The 23128-nt window shown below is 44.3% G+C and carries 13 protein-coding genes, 1 tRNA gene and 1 pseudogene; 8 read left to right on the forward strand and 7 right to left on the reverse strand.

The window, feature by feature from the left end; all coding sequences use genetic code 11:
* Positions 1–111: 111 nt before the first annotated feature.
* Positions 112–918 (reverse strand): annotated as a pseudogene (locus tag ACJHWR_RS09660) (transporter substrate-binding domain-containing protein); the annotation flags it as partial.
* A gap of 4 nt (positions 919–922) precedes the next feature.
* On the reverse strand, positions 923–1537 hold the full coding sequence (gene evgA / locus ACJHWR_RS09665) for an acid-sensing system DNA-binding response regulator EvgA (RefSeq protein WP_000991370.1): 615 nt from the start codon (positions 1535–1537) through the stop codon (positions 923–925).
* Positions 1538–1952: 415 nt separating this feature from the next.
* Here evgA and emrK point away from each other — a divergent pair, with 415 nt between their 5' ends.
* Positions 1953–3116, forward strand: coding sequence for a multidrug efflux MFS transporter periplasmic adaptor subunit EmrK (gene emrK, locus ACJHWR_RS09670; protein ID WP_000435153.1), 1164 nt, complete (start codon positions 1953–1955; stop codon positions 3114–3116).
* Positions 3116–4654, forward strand: coding sequence for a multidrug efflux MFS transporter permease subunit EmrY (gene emrY, locus ACJHWR_RS09675; protein ID WP_001018714.1), 1539 nt, complete (start codon positions 3116–3118; stop codon positions 4652–4654). Before emrK ends, emrY begins: the two co-directional genes overlap by 1 nt.
* A 104-nt stretch (positions 4655–4758) precedes the next feature.
* Here emrY and dsdA read toward each other — a convergent pair whose 3' ends face one another.
* On the reverse strand, positions 4759–6090 hold the full coding sequence (gene dsdA, locus ACJHWR_RS09680) for a D-serine ammonia-lyase (protein WP_000426401.1): 1332 nt from the start codon (positions 6088–6090) through the stop codon (positions 4759–4761).
* Between the two features lie 17 nt (positions 6091–6107).
* A complete protein-coding gene (gene dsdX, locus ACJHWR_RS09685) occupies positions 6108–7445 on the reverse strand; it encodes a D-serine transporter DsdX (RefSeq protein ID WP_000556036.1) in 1338 nt (445 codons plus the stop codon).
* Between the two features lie 217 nt (positions 7446–7662).
* On the opposite strand from dsdX, the gene dsdC reads away from it, so the two are divergent.
* Positions 7663–8610 (forward strand): DNA-binding transcriptional regulator DsdC, encoded by a 948-nt coding sequence (dsdC, locus tag ACJHWR_RS09690; RefSeq protein WP_001361861.1) that lies wholly within the window; start codon positions 7663–7665, stop codon positions 8608–8610.
* Positions 8611–9004: 394 nt separating this feature from the next.
* Here the strand turns inward: dsdC and ipuB are convergent, their stop codons facing one another.
* The gene (gene ipuB, locus ACJHWR_RS09695; protein ID WP_001224626.1) at positions 9005–9574 is read right to left on the reverse strand and encodes a tyrosine-type DNA invertase IpuB; all 570 of its coding nucleotides are present in this window, start codon (positions 9572–9574) and stop codon (positions 9005–9007) included.
* Positions 9575–10322: 748 nt separating this feature from the next.
* On the opposite strand from ipuB, the gene ipuA reads away from it, so the two are divergent.
* The 4 genes from ipuA (at position 10323) to ACJHWR_RS09715 (ending at position 20406) form a co-directional block, all read left to right on the forward strand.
* A complete protein-coding gene (gene ipuA, locus ACJHWR_RS09700) occupies positions 10323–10952 on the forward strand; it encodes a tyrosine-type DNA invertase IpuA (RefSeq protein WP_001181154.1) in 630 nt (209 codons plus the stop codon).
* Positions 10953–11269: 317 nt separating this feature from the next.
* Positions 11270–11890: a helix-turn-helix transcriptional regulator gene (locus ACJHWR_RS09705; RefSeq protein WP_000243052.1), complete on the forward strand. Its 621-nt coding sequence runs from the start codon at positions 11270–11272 to the stop codon at positions 11888–11890.
* Between the two features lie 24 nt (positions 11891–11914).
* Complete coding sequence (locus ACJHWR_RS09710) at positions 11915–19828, forward strand: phase-variable autotransporter adhesin UpaE (protein ID WP_012311963.1); 7914 nt, start codon at positions 11915–11917, stop codon at positions 19826–19828.
* 47 nt (positions 19829–19875) lie between these two features.
* Positions 19876–20406 carry a hypothetical protein gene (locus ACJHWR_RS09715; RefSeq protein ID WP_000100042.1) on the forward strand — a complete coding sequence of 177 codons (531 nt, stop codon included), beginning with the start codon at positions 19876–19878 and terminating at the stop codon, positions 20404–20406.
* A gap of 437 nt (positions 20407–20843) precedes the next feature.
* On the opposite strand, the gene ACJHWR_RS09720 is transcribed toward ACJHWR_RS09715, so the two are convergent.
* Positions 20844–20918, reverse strand: a tRNA-Arg gene (locus ACJHWR_RS09720).
* A 75-nt stretch (positions 20919–20993) separates the two neighbouring features.
* Entirely contained in the window at positions 20994–21926 is a 933-nt protein-coding gene (locus tag ACJHWR_RS09725; protein ID WP_000368131.1) for a formate/nitrite transporter family protein, read from the reverse strand.
* 293 nt (positions 21927–22219) lie between these two features.
* On the opposite strand from ACJHWR_RS09725, the gene mlaA reads away from it, so the two are divergent.
* On the forward strand, positions 22220–22975 hold the full coding sequence (gene mlaA / locus ACJHWR_RS09730; protein ID WP_000776768.1) for a phospholipid-binding lipoprotein MlaA: 756 nt from the start codon (positions 22220–22222) through the stop codon (positions 22973–22975).
* Positions 22976–23128: the final 153 nt, after the last annotated feature.

The raw sequence follows: 23128 nt of genomic DNA on the forward strand, positions 1-23128 counted from the left end.
ATGGCATCCGCATAGTGCACTGGGTTATCGCTCGCCACGGGAATATCTGCGGCAGCAGGCCAGTAATGGGTTAAGTGATAACAGGTGTCTGGAAATATAGGGGCAAATCCAATAGCGAACTTCATTTGTTAAAGCATCAACAAATCGATTGAGTACTTCATTAAGAACGATTGAATCTTTTCTGGTTAATAAAAAGTTATATTGACGCGGTGAGTTATAATACTTCACTACATTTAAGGAGTGAGTAAAATAACGGGAAATCATACTGCTGGTAATGATGTTACTACCAATAAAGTAATCATTCTGTCCGGCTGAGACGGATGCTAATGCCTGATATAAATTTGTAAAAGAGATAATTGTTGCTTTTGGAAATGATTGATGAATTACCTCGTCTGGGGGATAATTTGCTACTCGAGCAATATTTACTGGTTTTGATGAGGTAAGCGGTCGCATTGAATCGTGAAGGGTAGTGACCAGCGCCGGAAAGGTAATTATCAGAGGATTAGTTGCAGCAATGTCATCATTAAGAGGCGGCGAAGCAACTAAATGTGATAACACTATATCAACTTCACCGTCTTCCAGCGCGTCCATTGCTTTTTGATGATCTGCGTATTCCCGGAGTGTTAATTTGATATTTAACGCTCTTTTTAAAAGATTTAAATAATCAGCATTAATACCACGAATCCGTTGCTGCGAATCGGTATGCAACAACGTAGCTGTTTGGGACTTGTGTACTGCAATCACAAGATTTTTTTTGCTCGCTAGCCAACGTAATTCCTTGTTGCTCAGACGTAGTGGATCAAGTGTGACACGGTTGTTACTACTGATGCCACGATATTCGATGTAATCTCCGTCTGCGAAACTTATGGTCGACCAAAGACCACAACAGAGAAGAAAAATATAGGGTAAAAACTTCATGTGGTTAGCCGATTTTGTTACGTTGTGCGAATGTGTAAAGATCCATCAGTGATTTGCATTCTAATTTTTCCATCAAGCGACTTTTATACGTGCTGACAGTTTTGTTGCTGATGAACATTTTTTCAGCAATGTCATTATTATCCTTGCCATCAAGAATATACCGCATGACACTAATTTCTTGTTTCGATAAGGAGTCGAGTTTTTGCTGGTCGGACGTTAAACTTCCAACAAACCGGTTGAGAGAGAAGGGGAAATAGCAGTAGCCATTTTTTGCAGCTTCAATAGCCGCAATGATATTGTTCATGCCTTCTTTTTTACTCACGAAACCATTAGCGCCAGCATCAGCACAATGTTTCCCGTAAAAATGGTCATTTTTAGCGGAGACAATAATAATAATTCCGCTATATTGGCGCTTTCTCAGCGTTTCTAACACCTGGATACCGTTAACTCCGGGGATATCGACATCAATGATGACGATATCAGGCTTAAGTGTTTCCACCCGCTGAACGGCACTTCCGCCTTCAGTCAACTCTGCTAAGATTTCAATATCGTTTTTGATCAATAAATTACGAATTGCTGCGATAGCAAGAGGATGGTCATCAATAATTATTGCGTTCATAGATTATTCCCTTTGCAATGAAGCATCTCCCTTCTCCCTGTAGTAATACAGACATAAGGCATCATCTCATTTTCTCAATAAAAATAAGAAAATTTGAGCTTCCTTTAAGATAATTCGACAAGTATACCATATAAATAGTCGGCATATATGAAATGTCAACAATAAAATCAGGGATTGTACCGATGATTTATAGTTTCACATTAGCACTATAAGTCTTCTCACTAATCCTACAGGCGTAAGAATTGTATTGCAAAAGCCACGGTTTAGTCCTCTGTTGTTTTTTTTGCACCTCATTTAAATTAGGCCTCCAACGTTCCTGGGATAATGTGCAACACATGCACTGTGTTTGATATGAAGAATGAATACTCTTTTCATTCAATTCATAAATTTCATCTATGCGAAATGAGAGATAAAAGTGGAACAGATTAATTCAAATAAAAAACATTCTGACAGAAAAAAATATTTTGCTTTGTTAGCGGTAGTTTTATTTATTGCGTTTTCAGGTGCCTATGCCTATTGGTCAATGGAATTAGAAGACATGATTAGTACAGATGACGCCTATGTCACGGGAAATGCAGATCCAATTTCTGCACAAGTTTCAGGCAGCGTCACTGTCGTTAATCATAAAGATACGAACTACGTTCGACAGGGTGACATTTTAGTCTCACTGGATAAGACTGATGCCACTATCGCACTCAATAAAGCTAAAAATAATCTGGCCAATATTGTTCGGCAAACGAATAAACTGTACTTACAGGATAAACAATACAGTGCCGAAGTCGCTTCAGCTCGTATTCAGTATCAACAATCTTTAGAAGATTATAACCGTCGTGTACCTTTAGCGAAGCAGGGGGTTATTTCAAAAGAAACGCTGGAGCATACCAAAGATACGTTAATAAGTAGCAAAGCGGCATTGAATGCTGCTATTCAGGCTTATAAAGCGAATAAAGCTTTAGTAATGAACACACCATTAAACCGTCAGCCACAAGTCGTTGAAGCGGCGGATGCAACCAAAGAAGCCTGGTTGGCGCTTAAACGTACGGATATTAAGAGTCCGGTTACCGGCTATATTGCCCAGCGAAGTGTTCAGGTCGGCGAAACAGTGAGTCCCGGACAATCGTTAATGGCTGTCGTACCGGCACGTCAAATGTGGGTTAATGCCAACTTTAAAGAAACACAACTCACGGATGTGCGGATTGGTCAATCGGTCAATATTATTAGCGATCTTTATGGTGAAAATGTTGTGTTTCATGGTCGGGTGACAGGGATCAATATGGGAACCGGCAATGCGTTCTCCTTATTACCTGCACAAAATGCGACAGGGAATTGGATCAAAATCGTTCAGCGTGTACCGGTTGAGGTTTCTCTTGATCCAAAAGAACTCATGGAACATCCCTTGCGCATTGGTTTATCGATGACTGCAACTATTGATACCAGGAACGAAGACATTGCCGATATGCCCGATCTGGCTTCAACCGTGACGTCCATGCCTGCTTATACCAGTAAGGCTTTAATTATCGATACCAGTCCGATAGAAAAAGAAATTAGCAACATTATTTCGCATAATGGACAACTTTAATGGCAATCACTAAATCAACTCCGGCACCATTAACCGGTGGGACGTTATGGTGCGTTACTATTGCATTGTCATTAGCGACGTTTATGCAAATGTTGGATTCCACTATTTCTAACGTCGCAATACCGACAATATCTGGCTTTCTGGGAGCATCAACAGACGAAGGCACCTGGGTTATCACTTCGTTTGGCGTAGCAAATGCCATTGCGATCCCTGTTACCGGCAGGCTGGCACAAAGAATAGGCGAATTAAGGTTATTTTTACTTTCAGTCACTTTTTTTTCGCTGTCTTCCTTAATGTGTAGTTTATCGACCAATCTTGATGTGCTGATATTTTTTAGAGTCGTTCAGGGATTAATGGCGGGGCCGTTAATTCCACTGTCACAGAGTTTATTATTAAGGAATTATCCACCAGAAAAAAGAACATTTGCTCTGGCATTATGGTCTATGACCGTGATTATCGCGCCGATATGTGGGCCGATATTGGGCGGTTATATTTGTGATAACTTTAGCTGGGGTTGGATATTTTTAATCAATGTCCCTATGGGGATTATCGTCCTGACATTATGCTTAACCTTACTTAAAGGAAGAGAAACCGAGACTTCACCGGTCAAAATGAATCTACCAGGACTGACCCTGTTAGTGCTCGGTGTTGGTGGCTTGCAAATTATGCTTGATAAAGGGCGCGATCTGGATTGGTTCAACTCGAGTACAATAATAATACTAACAGTAGTATCAGTTATTTCTCTGATCTCTTTAGTCATTTGGGAGTCGACCTCAGAGAACCCGATTCTTGATCTCAGTTTGTTTAAGTCCCGTAATTTCACCATTGGTATTGTGAGTATCACATGCGCGTATTTATTTTACTCTGGAGCGATCGTCCTTATGCCGCAGTTACTCCAGGAAACGATGGGGTATAATGCGATATGGGCCGGGCTTGCTTATGCGCCCATCGGTATCATGCCGCTATTAATATCACCTTTGATAGGACGTTATGGCAACAAAATAGATATGCGGTTGTTGGTGACATTTAGTTTTTTGATGTATGCGGTTTGCTATTACTGGCGTTCTGTGACATTTATGCCAACGATTGATTTTACAGGCATCATTTTGCCACAGTTTTTTCAGGGATTCGCCGTTGCCTGTTTCTTTTTACCCTTAACAACGATTTCGTTTTCAGGCTTGCCAGATAATAAATTTGCCAATGCCTCGAGTATGAGTAATTTTTTTCGCACCTTGTCAGGATCAGTTGGTACGTCGTTGACAATGACGCTGTGGGGACGCCGAGAATCATTACACCATAGTCAGTTGACAGCAACCATCGATCAATTTAACCCCGTGTTTAATTCATCGTCACAAATTATGGATAAATACTATGGTTCGCTTTCAGGAGTTCTTAATGAAATTAATAATGAAATAACCCAGCAGTCACTTTCTATTTCTGCAAATGAGATTTTCCGTATGGCGGCTATTGCTTTTATCTTACTTACGGTTTTGGTTTGGTTTGCGAAACCGCCGTTTACAGCGAAAGGCGTTGGGTGATGGTAAAAGCAAGGGGTTATAGCGGGTAAGACCGGGGATCTTAAGTCTGCGCCATCGGCAGCATCGCTCACCCAGGGAAAGGATGGCGATGCTGCGTTGAAACGTTATGAACGGCCTTTTGCCAGATATTGCTCCATCTCTTCTTCCGGCACCATTCCACCTCCCGTCGCCCACACCAGATGAGTGGCATTATGCAGTTGTTCTGCGCTGAAACCGTGCATCTGTTGGTAACTTACTGATGCGCACACGCGCTGAGGCCCAGCCATACCCGCCAGTGCCGAAGGTTCAAGACGAATACCTTCTTCCTGCGCCAGCCAGCCAAGCATGTCATACATGGTTTGATCGCTAAGGGTATAGAAGCCATCCAGCAGACGCTCCATCGCCCGCCCGACAAAGCCTGATGCGCGACCAACTGCAAGGCCATCCGCTGCGGTAAGGTTGTCGATACCAATATCCTGAACAGAAATCTGATCGTGTAATCCTGTATGGACGCCTAACAACATACAAGGGGAGTGCGTTGGTTCGGCAAAAAAGCAGTGAACATGATCGCCAAACGCCAGTTTAAGTCCGAATGCGACGCCACCAGGACCACCACCAACACCACACGGCAGATAGACAAACAGAGGGTTATCAGCATCGACGATACGACCTTGCTGGGCAAATTGCGCTTTAAGACGCTGGCCAGCGACGGAATACCCAAGGAACAACGTGCGGGAATTCTCGTCATCAATAAAGAAACAGTTCGGGTCAGACTGCGCTGCTTTACGTCCTTCCTCGACAGCAACACCATAATCTTGCTCATATTCCACGACTGTAACGCCATGGCTGCGCAGTTTCGCTTTTTTCCACGTCCGGGCATCAGCAGACATATGCACTGTCACCTTAAAGCCAATGCGGGCGCTCATTATGCCGATTGATAACCCCAGATTTCCGGTTGAGCCCACAGCAATGCTGTATTGACTAAAGAACTGTTTAAACTCCGGGGAAAGCAGTTTGCTGTAGTCATCTTCAAGCGTCAGCAACCCCGCTTCCAGAGCCAGTTTTTCTGCATGTGCCAGGACTTCATAAATCCCGCCGCGTGCTTTTATGGAGCCGGAAATGGGCAAATGGCTATCTTTTTTCAGTAGCAGTTGCCCGCTGATCGGTTGTTGATATTCCTTTTCCAGCCGTTTTTGCATAGCCGGAATGGCAACCAGTTCTGATTCAATAATCCCCCCAGTAGCAGCAGTTTCAGGAAATGCTTTTGCCAGATAGGGTGCAAAACGGGATAAGCGCGCATGGGCGTCCTGAACATCCTGTTCGGTCAGGCCAACATAAGGTAAACCTTCAGCCAATGAGGTCGTGCCAGGATTAAACCAGGTGGTTTCTTGAAGAGCAACCAGATCCTCTACCAACGGATACTGGGCGATGAGCGAATTCATTTTAGCGTTTTCCATAGTACGTCTCTTTGCGCTTAGATGATAAATGACAGCAGGAATGTGCCCGCCAGAGCGACGACCGAAGCGATAAATGTCGCGGTCGTATAGTATTTAAATGTTTCATTGAGCGTAGCGCCGCAATATTGCTTCACCAGCCAGAAAAGCGAGTCCGTAACGATCGTGCAGCCAATCGCACCTGAACCGATAGCAATCGCAATAATTTCCGGGCTGATGTCGGGATACAGCGGCAGCATGGGTGCAACAATTGCCGTTGCCCCCATCATTGCCACCGTAGCGGAGCCCACTGCAGCATGCAGAATAAGTGCCACCAACCAGGCCAGAAGAATCGGGTGCATATGCATATTGGAGAGAATAACTGCCAGCGTATCAGCGAGACTGCTGCTTTTTAAAATGGCGTTGAATGCGCCTCCGGCCCCGATAATCAGCAAAATATTAGCAATAGAACCGAAGCCATTTTCCGTATGTGTGAGCATTGTCCCCATGCTCATATGCTGGCGTATACCCAACACATAATAGGCGACAAACACGGCGATAAACATGGCAGTAATAGGGTTGCCAATAAACTCAAGCAAGGTATACAAACCACTCTCACGCGCCATATTCAATTCGGCAATCGTTTTAACCAACATCAGCGCAATGGGTAGCAGTATGGTGAATAACGTTGCGCCTAATGACGGTAGTGTTTTTTCATCGCGAACTTTGAGATCGGCAAACTCTGTGGGTACAGGTTTAAAGGGCAGTCGTTGACCCAGAAATTTAAGGAAAAGTGGGCCACCGATCAGTGATGCCATCAGCCCAACCAGCAAACCGTAGACGATCACCGAACCGATATCTGCGCCCAGCTTATTGGCAACATATAAAGCAGCCGGATGTGGGGGAACCACGCAGTGCACTGCCATCAATGCGGTACATAGCGGAATGGCCAGCTTTAACAATGAGGTATTGGTTTTTTTGGCAATTGAAAAAGCCAGAGGAATCAATAGCACGACGCCCACTTCAACAAATAGCGTGATGCCGCAAATCAGGCCAACCAGCACCATAATGACATCAGCTGAAAGCCAGCGACAGCGTTGAAGTGTCAGACCAATTCTTTCTGCGGCCCCGGATACTTCCATCATTTTTCCCAGTATCGTGCCCAGGCCGATAACCGCAGCAAGGAACCCCAGCGTTCCGCCAATTCCACTTTCAATAGCATTTACCATATCCAGTGGTCCCATACCCATCATCGTTCCCACGAAGAAGCTGGCCAGCAACAGCGCCAGAAACGGGTGGAATTTGAACTTCACGATGGTCAGTACAATTAACACGATGCTGATAAGCAGCGTGCTCACAACCCAGATTTGAGAGTGCATATCTCACCTTCCCCTGTGATTAACCTGATGATATTGGACAAAAAAACAACGCAGGCTGACAAACGATAAAATTTGCCTTTCACATGAGCTAAATTGCATCAAGGGAGTGATTTACATCTAAAAATGAAGGTGAATTGAGATATGGTTCACTTTAGCTCACCTTACAGCTGAAATTTTGCCGCTATTTTTTTACACTTAAGAGAAAAATGAGGTGATTATGGAACCCCTTCGTGAAATAAGAAATCGACTGCTTAACGGCTGGCAACTATCAAAACTGCATACTTTTGAAGTGGCTGCCAGGCATCAGTCCTTCGCCCTTGCGGCAGAGGAATTGTCGCTGAGCCCCAGTGCGGTAAGTCACCGTATCAATCAGCTGGAAGAAGAATTAGGTATTCAGTTGTTTGTTCGTTCCCATCGCAAAGTGGAATTAACGCACGAGGGGAAACGCGTTTATTGGGCGCTAAAATCGTCGCTGGATACCCTGAACCAGGAAATTCTTGATATCAAAAATCAGGAATTATCGGGAACGTTAACGCTGTATTCCCGGCCCTCTATCGCCCAATGCTGGTTGGTGCCCGCATTAGGTGACTTTACACGCCGATATCCGTCTATTTCGCTCACCGTGCTCACTGGTAATGACAATGTCAATTTGCAACGTGCCGGAATCGATTTGGCGATCTACTTTGATGATGCGCCGTCAGCGCAATTGGCTCATCACTTTCTGATGGATGAAGAAATCTTGCCTGTATGTAGCCCGGAATACGCTCAAAGACATGCTTTAACCAACCAGGTAATTAACCTGCGCCACTGTACGTTGCTCCATGACAGACAGGCATGGAGCAACGACTCCGGTACGGATGAATGGCATAGTTGGGCGCAACATTATGCGGTTAATTTGCCGACATCTTCTGGGATTGGCTTTGATCGTTCTGATTTAGCTGTTATCGCTGCGATGAATCATATTGGGGTAGCGATGGGAAGAAAACGCCTGGTACAAAAAAGGCTTGCCAGTGGTGAGCTCGTCGCGCCGTTTGGCGATATGACGGTGAAATGCCATCAGCATTATTACATCACCACATTACCGGGCAGGCAGTGGCCAAAAATTGAGGCATTTATTACTTGGTTAAGAGAACAGGTAAGTCAATATGAATGTTATACCTTATAATACATTAAATCATCTGGTTCCTAAATAACCTTATTATGCACTGTAAGTGTATGTTGGCTTTATAAATTGCAATTTTTATATGGGAATTGTTTTGTCAATAGTTACGAAAAGGATAAATAAAATAACCACATCTTCTTGGCGTCGAATATTGGAGAGCGATAATTTATAGTAAACTAGATTACCAGAGAAAAGATAAGTGGCAATATATTTGCTGGTGGCATTTTTATTAAATATTATATGTGTTGGTTTGTGACTTTAAAAAAATTAATTTTTAATAAAAAGGTGATTTATTTCTCATTTTGATTAATATTGAGGATCCATTATGATTATCAGTTGTATGTCATAAAAATGAGAGGCTAAAAGCCTCAATGAATTGAGGCCTTTAGAACAGGGGTTATATCTTCTTTATATCTAACACATCACCCTCCCATACTCGTTTAAATCTTGCTGCATTACTGGCTGTATATAATACCGTATGATGTATATTTCTGTGCCCTAAATAATCTTGTATTAGTCTGGTGTCTAACCCTTGATTAGCTAAAGCATACCCACAACCATGCCTAAGCATGTGAGGATGAATATTAATATTCATATTGTGACTATATTTCTTACACATCTTATACACATATTGTCTCGAGATTTTATTTCCTTGACAAGAAAGAAATAAAGAGTCTTCAAAAGGTTTTTTTACTATGTTATCACGTAGTGCTAGCCATTTTTTTAATAACAGAACAGTTTCTTTTTGCAGGGGATGTACTGTGGATAATCCATTTTTTAAACGCTTGATATATATTGCTGACTCTGAAAAGTCAATGTCGCTAATCTTTAGTGCAATAAGCTCGCTTACCCTAAGACCATGTACATATGCCATTTGTAACATGGCTTTATCTCTAATTTCATTTTTTGAACCGTTGATGGCTTCAAAAAATAACAACCATTCACTATGAGTAATAAATTTGCGCATAATATTATCGGTTATACTAATTAAGTTAAAAAATAAACTATAAATACCAGAGCCTGGTATTATTGCTTGTTTTTTATAAGCAAATAATGAGCTGGGGTTTAAATTATGCCACTAAATGGATATTCATCAATACCCCGCCAGAGAGATAGTTGCCCAGCGGGCATAGATCATTATTAGTCAACCAATGAGCATAAATAAGCACAAGGAGGTGTGTATTGCGAATAGTAATTCAATGACATGCTGGTGGTTTTTTTGTGGTGAAAATATTTGTACCTTTTTGTTTACGGATGAAAAATAAACAGTCATATTATTTTGGTTAATTGTTGTGTTAGTTTTAACACTCGGTGATGTTTTTTGTTATAGTGCATTAATTTTTAAATAAAAAAATTCATACATTCATGGATGTAATATATACAAGATACAATGTTAATTTTAGATAAAATATTAATTGCATTGGATACTTTTTAAATATGCCGATGTTGAGCTTAATTTTATGAGGGAATACTATTTCGGGTTGTAGGACTTTTTTATAATCATCTTATAGGGCTCTTTATATTTACAGGAGGGTTTTGAACGATAGTTACATAACGAAGGTTGTTTATATGCGTTTACAAGCGATTAATTAGATTAGGTGAATTTTAATAAATTAATCTATAATCATACAGCAACTATATGAATTATATTATTGACTAAATGTAATTCTTTCATCATAGTTGACATGGTTATTTTATATAAATAGAGGTGATTTATGCAAAACAGAAAATTTTTAACGCATCATGAAATTAATTTACTACTTCAATCTGTAAGACAAAAGAGTTGCTCTTCACGCGATGTTTGCATGATTTTATTGGCTTATTTTCATGGTCTGCGTGTTAGTGAGCTCTTATCTCTGCAGTTGTCGGATTTAGAACTAACTACAGAAAAAATATATATTCAACGGATAAAAAATGGATTCAGTACAGTCCATCCACTTCAAAAGGAAGAGGTGATTGCAATAACAAACTGGCTGAATGAAAGGAATTCATTAAATGTTAAACATTTCAATGATAACCCGTGGTTATTTGTTTCCCGAACAGGAAAACCATTATCGAGACAACGATTTTATAACATAGTTTCTGCTGCGGGTAAAAATGCAGGTTTAAATATTAAAGTTCATCCACATATGTTACGCCATGCATGTGGTTATTCACTAGCAGATAATGGTGTGGATACCCGTCTTATTCAGGACTATCTCGGGCATCGTAATATCAGGCATACGGTAATTTATACTGCTTCTAATTCAATGAGATTTGAAAAAATGTGGGGGAGAGGTGACGCAAAAAAGCAACATTTTGACCCAAAATGTAAACCCAATCTTTGTTTAGAAATTCTCGTATAGAAAAACATTTTTTTCTATAAAAAACATTAAATTTACTGATTTAGATCAATGTGTGACGTCAATCTACACATAAAGAGGTAGGTTTGTCTTCTTTTTAATCTTTGGCGTATAAAGCCAAAATGTAAATAATAATCAAAATTATATTCTGAATTAAAATAAATACGCAGGTTTTTTACCTGCGTTTTGTGCTATTTATAGTTAATTAAATTGATGTTGTCAAAATGGGTCATTTTGTAAACCTGTGCCTCAAGGTTTGTCTCCCCCCGGTGTGCAAAGCAAAAGGAAATTGGGAAAGGGGATAACAGGAAATTGATTGCATGGTTTTGATTACGACGACAAAAAATATTTTTATAATTCAAGCAATTAAGAGTATGCGTTGGCGGGGTTTTTCGTACGTGAAAGTCATCGCTGTGGACGACTATTCTTCTCTGATTCGTGATTTTGGCACATCTTGCTTTCGGGATGAGCAATCGTTGTTGTTACCTGTATTCCCTGATAATGATTCTACTACCTGTATACGCTCACTGTATTTCATTCACCAATGGCTAAAAAGCCAGCCTGTCAATATTCCGTGCCTGGCATGGGGGGATAATGGTGTAGTTAGTAATAAAGGCATACCTTCCATACCGTGGAAATTAACAGCAGAGCAATTTTGTTTCTATATAGATAAATTTATCAATGGCTGGAGGTGCAAAAAAAATATTCGCGCGAGTCATAAAGTTTCTTTTTTAGAACGACAATTATCCCCGAGGGAGAAAAGTATCTTTATATATACCAAGGAAGGAAAAGATATTGCATGGATCTCTAACACCTTGGGTATATCCAGTAAGACTGTGTGGACGCATCGTCGTAGAGCTATGGATAAACTCGGGGTAAAACGTTTACATCAATTTATAAATATTCCGCGTTCCCTTATTAGTGAAAATATTCAATTATAATGTACGTTCAAGAGTATTAGTGTTATGAATAAGATATATAAAGTCATTTGGAACCATACAACCCAAAAATGGGATGTTGTTTCAGAATTGACGAGTTGTAGAAAAAAATGTAAATCAACTCGCTTAGGAATTGCTTTATCAGCAATGGTTCTGGGGGGCGCTATTGCAATTAATTGCAATAACGCAATGGCAGATGTCATATTGTCACCAGACTGGCGTCCGGGTACGAATAACTCGGGTGTTGGGGCTGCAACAGTAAGTGGTAAAACCGAATACATCACTGGTCCAAATGTCGTCCAGTCTGGTGGGTCAGGTCTTATCTGGATGACTGTAGAACAGGCAATTTTAAATGGTTACACCACTGGAGATAATTTATCCGGATTGATTTACGTCAATACCGGAGAAAAAACAAAAACCATTACAGTGAAGGATGAGGTTACTGGCGCTTATCAAACACTTCAAGTGTTTGATACTGACTCTTTCTCACAACGCGATGCGGGGACTGGAGGAAATGAAACCATTCCTGGTTTTAGTGGCACTGCAGATTTTTTCAATGCGACACGTTTTGTAACAGCCAATAATGGCGGTACAGCTATTTTGGATGTGGGTTCACCAGCAATCGGTAATTTTTTTAAAAATACACAGCTTGCTGTAGCTGATGGAGAAGGTTCCTCTGTTGTATGGAACTCGGTCAATGATTTTTATTTTCAGCCTGGTGCAACCATGCAGGGGGGCGGCGTTACTCAAAAAATCATTGACTCAATGAAATATGCTGGAACAATTACTGATTGGGCGGGAAAAGTACACCATATTAACTCTCTTGATGATTTAAAGCAATATAATCAATATTTGATAAAGTCACTAGAGGACAAAACGCTTTCTTATAAGCAGTATGATGCTGAATTTAATAAGGCCCTTATTGTCACCAAGCATAATTACAATGTGGATATGACCGCTGGGGGACGTATAGACTCAACTCCTTACAAAGAAAATGTAGGGCTGCTTGCTGTTCTCCATGCAACCAATAACGCACGAGCAATATTAGGTAAAACGGGTAAATTAACTGGAGTTCTTCCTGCCTATGGGAATGGAGGAGGGATCGTTGCAACTAATGGTGGGACCGGTGTTAATGAAGGGGTCATTGATGCCATTGGTACTGAAATGATTGCCTATCAAGACAGTACCATTGTTAACGATGGTACACTTTTTGTTTGGGATAATAATGATAAATATGCTCTCCAGGCAGAGGGGATGGTTGCCGGTAGTAATGGTTCTTCAGCCATTAATAATGGTGTTATTAATATTCGCCCATTTAAAAATGCTTTCGCTCCAGAGGGGATTAACACCGCAATTGTTGTTAGTAATGGGGGCATGGCAACAAATAAAGGCACAATAAATATTACTGCCGATGCATCAACTAATGATAATAATGGCAAAACACGAGGTGTAAATGTTGGAGCTGGAGGCTCTTTTATTAACTCGGCCTTCGGGAGCATCAATGTAGGTATTGCGGAGGATAAAACTGCGACTCATTCGGCTGTGGGTTCTGTTGCGATTGAAGTACAAAATGGTGCAAACAAAGTCGTTAATGAAGGTACTATTTTTTTGGGCAGGGGGGCTCAGGGGAACTACGGAATCCTGGCAAAGGATGCCGGGAGTGTTGATGTGGTAAATAAAGGGACTATCACTATTGACGGTTATGACAGTGATGCACCTGCACTGAATGTTGGCATGCTGGCAAATAATAGCTCCGGGATGAAAAACTCCGGGATTATCAATGTTAATGGTCTGAACAGTACCGGGCTACAGGTAATCAATGCAGGGCAATTAAATTCTGACGGTACGATAAATGTTGGCGGCGAGGGTATCAGTAGTGGTTTCCGTAACTATGGTGCCTGGGTGGAAGGTGCCAGAAGCAATGTTAATGTATCCGGAAAAATCAATCTTTCCGGTACTGGTGCTGTGGGGGTTTTTGCCAAAGATGGCGGCAGTCTTACCTTGTCAGGCAATGGTGCAGTGCTATTTGGCAGCAGCGATCAGATAGGCTTTTATGTCTATGGAAAGGACTCTGCCATTCATAATACCGGAAGCGGTGTTATGGATGTGTCCACTGAAAACTCAACATTATTCCGTATTGCCAGCGGTGCGACATTCCAGGGAACTGCAGATGCTTCTTCTGCACTTACGGCGTCTGGTAAGAACTCTTATGCACTTATTGCCACGGGGAAATCGGATGGCGGTGTGGCCTCGACAGTAACGTCTGGAGGAATGACCATCAACCTGACGGGGGAGGGGGCTACAGCGACTTTAATTGAAGGGGGAGCGCAGGGCACAATTGAAAGTAATGCCATTATCAATATGGATAATGCCAGTGCAATAGCCGGTATTGCGGATGGCAATGGCTATGATATTTCCGGCAAACTCATTAATCCGAAGGACAAGACCACACTATTAACGGCGGGGGCTCAGTTAAGTTCCACCCAGGATAAAGTGACCGGGTATATCGCCCGTAATGGGGCCACTCTAAATAATACCGGTAATATCATCTTTACTGGAAAGAATACAGTGGGCGTCCGGGTTGAGGAGGGTGCTGTTGGTACCAACAGCGGAAATATTACAGTTCAGGATGGTGGTGTGGGACTAATTGCTAATGCCACACAAGATGTTACAACGATTAATAACTCGGGAAATCTCGTTCTCAAGGGGGGAGATAATGCTAACCGTACAACGGGTATAAAAGCATCTGGTACAACAACAACGGTTAATATGACCGCGGGTACTATATCTTTGCAGGGACAGGGGGCGATTGGCGTTGAGGCCAGCAATAAAGGGACTGTTAACCTTGATGGCTCGGCAGTACCGAACTTTGCTTCTGACGGCTCTGGTATTACCGATCAGATTGCTTTTCGTATTATCGGAGATGGTGCAACCATTAAGACGAATATTGCACCGGGAACTCTGCTGGATGCCAGTGGGGAACGTTCTGTACTTTTCCGTATTGAAGATGGGGCAAAACAGGCCGGCTCTTTGCTGATGAAAACCTCCGGGACAGGCAGCCGTGGTATCTGGGCCACAGGGAAAGGGAGCAATGTCCTGGCTGATGCTGGCAGTGATTTCCAGATCCTGGGCGCTCAGGCTCAGGGATTATATGTAACTGGTGGTGCGACAGCGACGCTGAAACAGGGGGCATCAGTTAACCTTGTAGGGGATGGCGCTGTTGTCGCGGAAGTTGACGGAAATGAATACGCTCTGGATGGCAGTATTACACAAACGAATACTGGCTCGGTTATTACCAATGAGGCAGATATCTCTTCGCCGCTGAATAATGCCAAGGGCTTTATTACGCGTAATCAGGGACTGTTGATTAACAGCGGCAACATTGATTTCACTACCGGTACAGATAATATCGGCGTCTGGGTTGATAATGGTCGTTTTGAAAATACAGGAAGCCGTATAGCGGTCAATGGCGTTGCATTATTTGTTGAAGGTGAACACGCTCAGATTACCAGCACGGGAGGGGATATCGTCGCTGTGGATGGTGAGGCTGCCATTAAGCTGGGGGCGGGCGCGTCACTGAACCTGGCAGGGAGTGGCCTGGGAACGATCGAAGGTCAGAAAAATGCGCATGGCATCCTGCTGGATACAGGGGCTGTGGGGCTGGTTATTGATGGTGCGAAAATCAATGTTAATGCTGCAGGTGCGGTCGGTCACGGGATTGAGAACCGTGCAGAAATTGAAGGCATTCAGTTAACCAATACGACTGAAATTAATGTGGCTGATGGCATTGGTGTGCGAACTTCTGCTTCTCTGGCCAAGACCAACAGCGGCACTATTAATGTAGACGGCAGTGGAATTGCACTGGCGTTCCAGAAAGCTGACGGAAGTGAAACCGATAATAACCTGGATATGTCTGACTCCGGCGGATTAGTCATTAATCTGAAAGGCACGGGCGGCACGGGTATTTTCGCCAACACTAAAGATGGTGCTGTCGTGAAGAGTGGTGCAAGTGTCAATGTTACACAGGCCGATGGCGGTTCCGCTCTGGTGGTTAACAATGCGGCCAGTGAAGTGGTTCAGAGCGGTAATCTCATCTCTGCTTCTCTGAGTCATGCCGTAGTGGATGCTTCAAAAGCACAGTCCTTTACCAATAAAGGTCAGATTAAAGCTGCGTCCGCCACCGGGACTGCAATGGCGTTTGATGACGCCGTGAATACCACCGTACTGAATGACAGCGGTGCTGAAATTCAGGGGGTTGTGGCTCTGAACGGCGGTGATAACACATTCACCAATAAAGGCAGTATTACCGGAACCGTCAGTGCAAAAGAGGGTAACAATACATTTTTATTTGATGATGGCAGCATACTGACAGGAGAAGTGGCTGCAGGAAATGGCAATAACAATGTAACGCTCAATGGTAAGGCTCATGTTGATAAGGTTACTGCCGGTACCGGGAAGAACACCTTCACCATTAAAGGCGAAGGGGCAACCTGGAACCTGCTGGATGGCGGGCAGGGAGATTCTGATTCCCTGATTTTTGATAACGCCATTCATACGCTGGATTCTGCTGTAAAACTACGGAATTTTGAACATGTCGGGCTGAAGAACAGTTCGCTTGTCACTCTGAAGGAAGCTCTTGTGCTGACCGATGGGGGGACCGGCCCGGGTTCCGTCGATATTGAATCGGGCAGCGAACTGGCCATTATTCCCGCAGTTGCAGGCAACTTTACCTTTGATCCACTGTTAACAGGCAAAGGAACACTGTCTGCCCGTCTTGATGCCGACACATCTGCTTTTGAATTCAGCCATAACGTCGGGGATCAATTTGCCGGAACTCTGAAGCTGGGTACCAGTAGCTTTGCTCTGGAAGGGCTGAATACGAGCGGGTTAACCCATGCAATGCTGATGTCTGAAACCGGGAATATCACAACGGTTGGCTCCGGTGTTCAGCAGATTGGCGGTCTTGGGTTCAATGGCGGAACGCTGATTTTTGGTTCCGTTATGCCGGGCGATACCATTGCCAGCAACAGTATTGAAACCTCTGCTGCAGGTACGCTGGATATCCGGGGGAAAGGCACAATTCAGGTCACCATGCCAGATGAAGTGATTAATGATATTCCGGCTGTTGATACCCGTAAGAATTTGCTGGAGCAGGATGATGCGCAGACCCTGGTCACACTGGTGAATGCAGCGGGTACCGTCACCGGTACTGGCGGGCAACTGCAACTGGTGGATGAAAACGGGCAGGCTATTTCTCACAGTCAGACGTTTGATGTCACTCAGGGCGGTGAAGTTGTAGCTCAGGGAAATTATGACTATAAGCTGCTGGGAAGCTCCGACGGTGTTAAAGGTGACGGACTGTACATAGGCTATGGGCTGAAGTCGCTGGATTTACAGGGAACCGGTGATAAAGCGCTGGTGCTGACACCGAGAGCGAATGCCCAGGGACTGCAGACAGATCTTGGTGCACAGTTAACGGGGGCAGGGGATCTGGCCATCGAAGCTGCGGGGCAGGTTGTCACACTGTCTAACGGCGGTAATAACTACACCGGGGATACGCTGGTGCGCAGCGGCACACTGCAGATGGCAAATGATAATGTGCTTGGCGCTACAGGTAGCCTGAACGTTGCCAGCAATGCCGTCTTCAGAACAGACGGATACAGCCAGACGGTGGGTGCACTGCAGACAGAAACGGGAGCGCACATTCAGCTTGATAGCGGTAGTGTACTCACGGTCAGCGGCACGCAGCGTCAGCCGGGCGATGATAATGGTGGCATCATTGAAAACAATGTGCTGACCGGAGACGGTACGCTGGCTGTCACGGGCAGCAATCTGACGGTACATGGCACCAATATCGGGTTCACCGGTAATGTCAGCCTTACCCGGGGTTCGCTGGTTGAAATGAACGGCGCACAGGGGCTGGGAAGCCAGGGCTCCATCAGCTTTGAAAGCCTTAATGATCGCCTGGCGATTGATATCGCCGACGGTAGCGGAGTCAGCAGTAACCTGAGTAAATCGCTTTCCGGAAAAGGTTCAGTGGGCATACTGAACACCACTGATCTGACACTTTCCGGAGATAACCGTAATTTCAGCGGTGAATTCCGTGTGCAGAAAGATGCTGCTCTGCGGGCTTCAGATGAAAAACACCTGGGCACCGGGCTGATTGACAGTGATGGTGTCACCTGGCTTACCGCCAGTGGAAACTGGTTACTGAAGAATGATATTACTGGCTCCGGCGCTCTGGTGAAACAGGGGGCGGGTAATCTGATCATTAATCATGAGCTGACTTATACCGGTGATACCACGGTTGAGAATGGCGTTCTGATTGTCGGTGATGATTCAGTCACCCGTGCCGCTGGCGCGACGTTGTCAGGATCCAAAAACATTCATGTTCTTAATGGCGGCACACTGAGTGGGCTGGGGACCGTTTCGGGTCAGGTTAATAACCAGGGAACACTGGCATCACTGAATGCTCTCTCAGGTTATGAAACGGCAGAGGCGGGCAATTTTACCGTTGGCTCACTGACCAATACCGGCGTCATTCGTCTGGCCGGTGGTAAGACAGGAAATACCCTGACCGTAAATGGCGATTACACTGGTGGCGGTACGTTAATTATCAATACCGTGCTGGGGGATGATACTTCTGCCACTGACAAACTGATTGTCACGGGTAACACCTCCGGTGATACCGGCGTGGTGGTGAATAATGTCCGGGGCCAGGGGGCTCAGACCGCTGACGGCATTGAGATTGTGCATGTCGGTGGGCAGTCTGACGGTAACTTCAGACTGCAGAACCGTGCGGTGGCAGGGGCATGGGAATATTTCCTGCATAAAGGTAATGCGGGTGGTACTGACGGTAACTGGTATCTGCGTTCTGAATTGCCGCCAGAACCACAACCGCAGCCGCAGCCACAACCGCAGCCACAGCCACACCCCACGCCGGATAAACCTGTACAGAAGGTCTATCGTCCGGAAGCGGGCTCTTATATTGCGAACATAGCGGCAGCCAACACGCTGTTCAACATCAGAATGCACGATCGTGAGGGGGAAACTTACTATACCGATGTGTTTACTGGTGAGAAGAAAGCAACAAGTATGTGGATGCGTCATATCGGCGGTCATAATCGCTGGAAGGACAGCAGTTCACAGCTGAATACGCAAAGTAACCGTTATGTTGTGCAACTGGGTGGCAGCATTGCGCAATGGACTGACGGTCAGGACCGTCTGCAACTGGGGATTATGGCCGGTTATGGAAATGAGAAGAGTTCCACGACATCCTCGCTTTCGGGATATAAATCTAAAGGTGCGATCAATGGATACAGCACCGGTTTATACGGAACGTGGCAGCAGAATGACGGTAATGACAACGGGGCTTATGTCGATACCTGGATCCAGTACGGATGGTTTAATAATACCGTTAATGGTGAAAAACTGGCTGCGGAGTCCTGGAAATCCCGTGGATTTACCGGTTCAGTGGAAGCGGGTTATACCTTTAAAGCCGGCGAATTTACCGGTAGCCAGGGTAGTCACTATGACTGGTATATTCAGCCGCAGTCCCAGATCACGTGGATGAATGTAAGAGCCAGTGAGCATACGGAGAAGAATGGCACGAAAGTTCAGCTCAGCGGAGACGGTAATATCCAGAGTCGTCTGGGCGTCAGAACTTACCTGAAAGGTAAGAGTGCGTCTGATGATAATAAGGCGCATCAGTTCGAGCCATTTGTGGAAGTTAACTGGATCCATAATACACGGAGCTGGGGTGTCAAAATGGATAATACGGCACTCAGTCAGGACGGAGCTACAAATATTGCTGAAGTCAAAACGGGTGTTCAGGGTAAATTGTCAGATAACCTGAATGTCTGGGGCAATGTTGGTGTTCAGGCTGGCGATAAAGGGTACAGTGATGCCCAGGCAATGCTGGGTATTAAATATATATTCTAATCACACAGTGGCAGGAGGGGACCTCCTGCCACCTCAGGGTTGTCATAATGAGTTCTGTAATGAAATTTTCTGTTGTTAATGCAGTAGTGCTGCTGTTGCTGATTGTACTTACTGGTGTTTTTTATATGAAAAAGTCAAAAGAAATTGCAGTTGTTAATATCGATGCTATTTATAATCAGTCTGCCGCCGGAGACATGGCCAGAAAACATCTGAATGAGGTTAAGAGTATTCTTGAAAAAGGATATGAGGATGCGCAAAAAGTATTCGCAGATAACGCGAATAAAGAGGCGCTGCTTCTTGATGCCAGACAAAAACTGGAACGACAATATGTTATTGAGGAAAATAGCGCAAAAATGGTGTTATCCCGTGCGATAGATAATGCTATAGGCACATGGAGAAAAGACAATCCTAAAAATATTGCCGTATTGTCTTCAGGTGTTGTGCTTGCGCATAACGAGTCAGCTGATATCACCAAAGAAGTCATGACTCTGGTTGAAAAAGAAAATCTGGTTTTTAATAAATTACCCAAAGTGGAAGTGCACAATAAGAATGAAGAGAAACCAGAACAAAGTAAGTAATCACTAGATTCTGACGATTTCCAGAAGGGAGATTCAGCAGGCCAGCATCTGTAATCATTCAGATTTTCTGGCTTGCTGCTAAATATGGTTGCTGAGAAAAATAGCAGTCCAGTAATTTATTCAGATTACTGAATATAATAATTTTTCAGGAACGGTTATGCTGAAGGTAGTATGTTTAATCGACACAATTATTTGCTGTGTCTAATATGAGGTGACATTTTTATGATCACTGACCAGCAAGACTGACCCGTATTGATTAGCCTGATTATTGGCAACTTATTGGGGTAGTCATTTTGACATCGAATGGGGGAGGTTTCCAGTTAAGTTCACGAATGCATGATGATTTGCGTTCACATATCGAAGTGCTGGTTGACTATACTAAGGATTTTAAGATAACTCACTGATTGTAAGTGGGTTATTGCGAGGGGGATGATAAATGGTGTCCCCTGCAGGAATCGAACCTGCAATTAGCCCTTAGGAGGGGCTCGTTATATCCATTTAACTAAGAGGACAATGCGGCATGAGTATACCCGCTAATGGACTGCGGGGTAAGTACACTGCCGCTCGATTGCTTAAACCCTCGCCATTTATGCCGGGTTTTTATCATTTTTCTTAATGTTTTCCGCACGTTCTGCTTTTTGGCGTGCTTCTGCTTTGCGCTTGTTGCTCATGTCGTTACGAATCTGTGCATGACTCATTAACGCGAAGATAAAGGTGCCGCCGCAGATGTTCCCCGCTAAAGTAGGTAGTGCGAAGGGCCAGATGAAATCGCTCCAGTGCAGCGTACCGTTAAACACCAGATAGAGGATTTCAACAGAACCGACAACGATGTGAGTGGTGTCACCCAGGGCAATAAGCCAGGTCATCAATATAATCACCACAATCTTTGCCGCACCCGCTGCAGGAAACATCCATACCATAGTGGCGATCAGCCAGCCGGAAATGATCGCGTTGGCAAACATCTCGCTGGGGGTGTTCTTCATCACATCCATGCCGATTTTGACAAATGCATCGCGAGTTTCTTCATTGAAGATTGGCATATATTCAAATGCCCACGCCGCAATACCTGTCCCGAGAATATTACCCAGCAGCACGACGCCCCATAACCGCATAAGTAAGCCAACGTTGCTCATTGTCGGTTTTTGCATGACAGGTAGTACCGCAGTCACGGTATTTTCGGTAAATAATTGCTGGCGGGCCATAATGACGATAATAAAACCAAAGGTATAACCGAGATTCTCCAGCAAGAAGCTGCCCGGCACACCTTCCAGTTCGACATGAAATATCCCTTTTGCCAGTAATGAAGCGCCCATCGACAGACCCGCCGCAATGGCTGACCACAGTAGTGCCATTGCGTCGCGTTCCAGCTCTTTTTCACCATCCTGGCGGATATGCTCATGAATTGCCATCGCCCGGGAGGGGAGTCGATCTTCATCTATTTCTATTTTTTTGCCGCGCTCTTTTTCTTCACTCTCAACTTCAATTTCGTCGCTGTGTTGATCAATTTTGTCGTTGTCCATGGTCTCTTCTCTTGAATTAGCACGTATAGCTAAAGCGTAGCGGCTTTTTTGCTCGCAACTGGCGGGAGTTACTCTGAAAATGTAGAAAAGGCCGCGTTTGCCTTTTTCTGTTTCTATAGAATCAAGTAGCCTACAGGGCGGCGATTACCAGGCTATGATCAAATCAGCAAATCAGGGCGTCTGGACATCAGTTGACGTGCTGTTACAATCGCCCACACCTAAACAGGCGGATACGGTATCGTTCCGTCATGGATGGCAAACTGCATAAGCCATAAAAAAACAGGGAGACATTTATGAAGCTTCGCCTGTCGGCGCTTGCTCTGGGAACTACGCTTCTGGTGGGGTGTGCGAGTTCCGGTACAGATCAGCAAGGGCGTTCTGACCCGTTAGAAGGGTTCAACCGCACCATGTACAACTTCAACTTCAATGTATTAGACCCGTATATTGTTCGACCGGTCGCTGTCGCCTGGCGTGATTATGTTCCGCAACCGGCGCGTAACGGTTTGAGCAACTTTACTGGCAACCTTGAAGAACCTGCGGTGATGGTTAACTACTTCTTGCAGGGCGACCCTTATCAGGGGATGGTCCACTTTACCCGCTTTTTCCTGAACACCATTTTGGGGATGGGCGGCTTTATTGATGTTGCAGGGATGGCGAACCCGAAACTGCAACGGACTGAACCTCACCGCTTCGGTAGTACGCTTGGTCATTATGGTGTGGGTTATGGGCCATACGTTCAGTTACCGTTCTACGGTAGCTTCACGCTGCGTGATGACGGTGGTGATATGGCGGATGGTCTTTACCCGGTTCTTTCCTGGCTGACCTGGCCGATGTCTGTGGGTAAATGGACGCTTGAAGGGATAGAAACTCGTGCGCAGTTGTTGGATTCCGATGGTCTGCTGCGTCAGTCGTCCGATCCTTATATTATGGTGCGCGAAGCGTACTTCCAGCGTCATGATTTCATCGCTAATGGCGGCGAACTCAAACCGCAGGAAAATCCGAACGCGCAAGCGATTCAGGATGATTTAAAAGATATCGATTCTGAATAAGAAACAAATAAAAAAGGTGAGTCACAAAACTCACCTTTTTTGTTGTTATCCCTCAATTACCCCAAGTAAAAGAAGATAAACCGACAATGACCTGGACATAATTATGTAAAAATACTGATGTTCGTCATTGTCTGTTTCCGATATTCAGACGTT

It is taken from the genome of Escherichia sp. WS568, from assembly GCF_046486085.1.
GTDB lineage: Bacteria > Pseudomonadota > Gammaproteobacteria > Enterobacterales > Enterobacteriaceae > Escherichia > Escherichia coli.

Coding starts and splice junctions, on each gene's coding strand:
- ipuB (WP_001224626.1), bottom strand. CDS start 9,574: ATGCGCAAATTTATTACTCATAGTGAATGGTTGTTATTTTTTGAAGCC.
- dsdC (WP_001361861.1), top strand. CDS start 7,663: ATGGAACCCCTTCGTGAAATAAGAAATCGACTGCTTAACGGCTGGCAA.
- dsdA (WP_000426401.1), bottom strand. CDS start 6,090: ATGGAAAACGCTAAAATGAATTCGCTCATCGCCCAGTATCCGTTGGTA.
- emrY (WP_001018714.1), top strand. CDS start 3,116: ATGGCAATCACTAAATCAACTCCGGCACCATTAACCGGTGGGACGTTA.
- dsdX (WP_000556036.1), bottom strand. CDS start 7,445: ATGCACTCTCAAATCTGGGTTGTGAGCACGCTGCTTATCAGCATCGTG.
- mlaA (WP_000776768.1), top strand. CDS start 22,220: ATGAAGCTTCGCCTGTCGGCGCTTGCTCTGGGAACTACGCTTCTGGTG.
- ACJHWR_RS09710 (WP_012311963.1), top strand. CDS start 11,915: ATGAATAAGATATATAAAGTCATTTGGAACCATACAACCCAAAAATGG.
- ACJHWR_RS09715 (WP_000100042.1), top strand. CDS start 19,876: ATGAGTTCTGTAATGAAATTTTCTGTTGTTAATGCAGTAGTGCTGCTG.
- ipuA (WP_001181154.1), top strand. CDS start 10,323: ATGCAAAACAGAAAATTTTTAACGCATCATGAAATTAATTTACTACTT.
- evgA (WP_000991370.1), bottom strand. CDS start 1,537: ATGAACGCAATAATTATTGATGACCATCCTCTTGCTATCGCAGCAATT.
- ACJHWR_RS09705 (WP_000243052.1), top strand. CDS start 11,270: ATGGTTTTGATTACGACGACAAAAAATATTTTTATAATTCAAGCAATT.
- ACJHWR_RS09725 (WP_000368131.1), bottom strand. CDS start 21,926: ATGGACAACGACAAAATTGATCAACACAGCGACGAAATTGAAGTTGAG.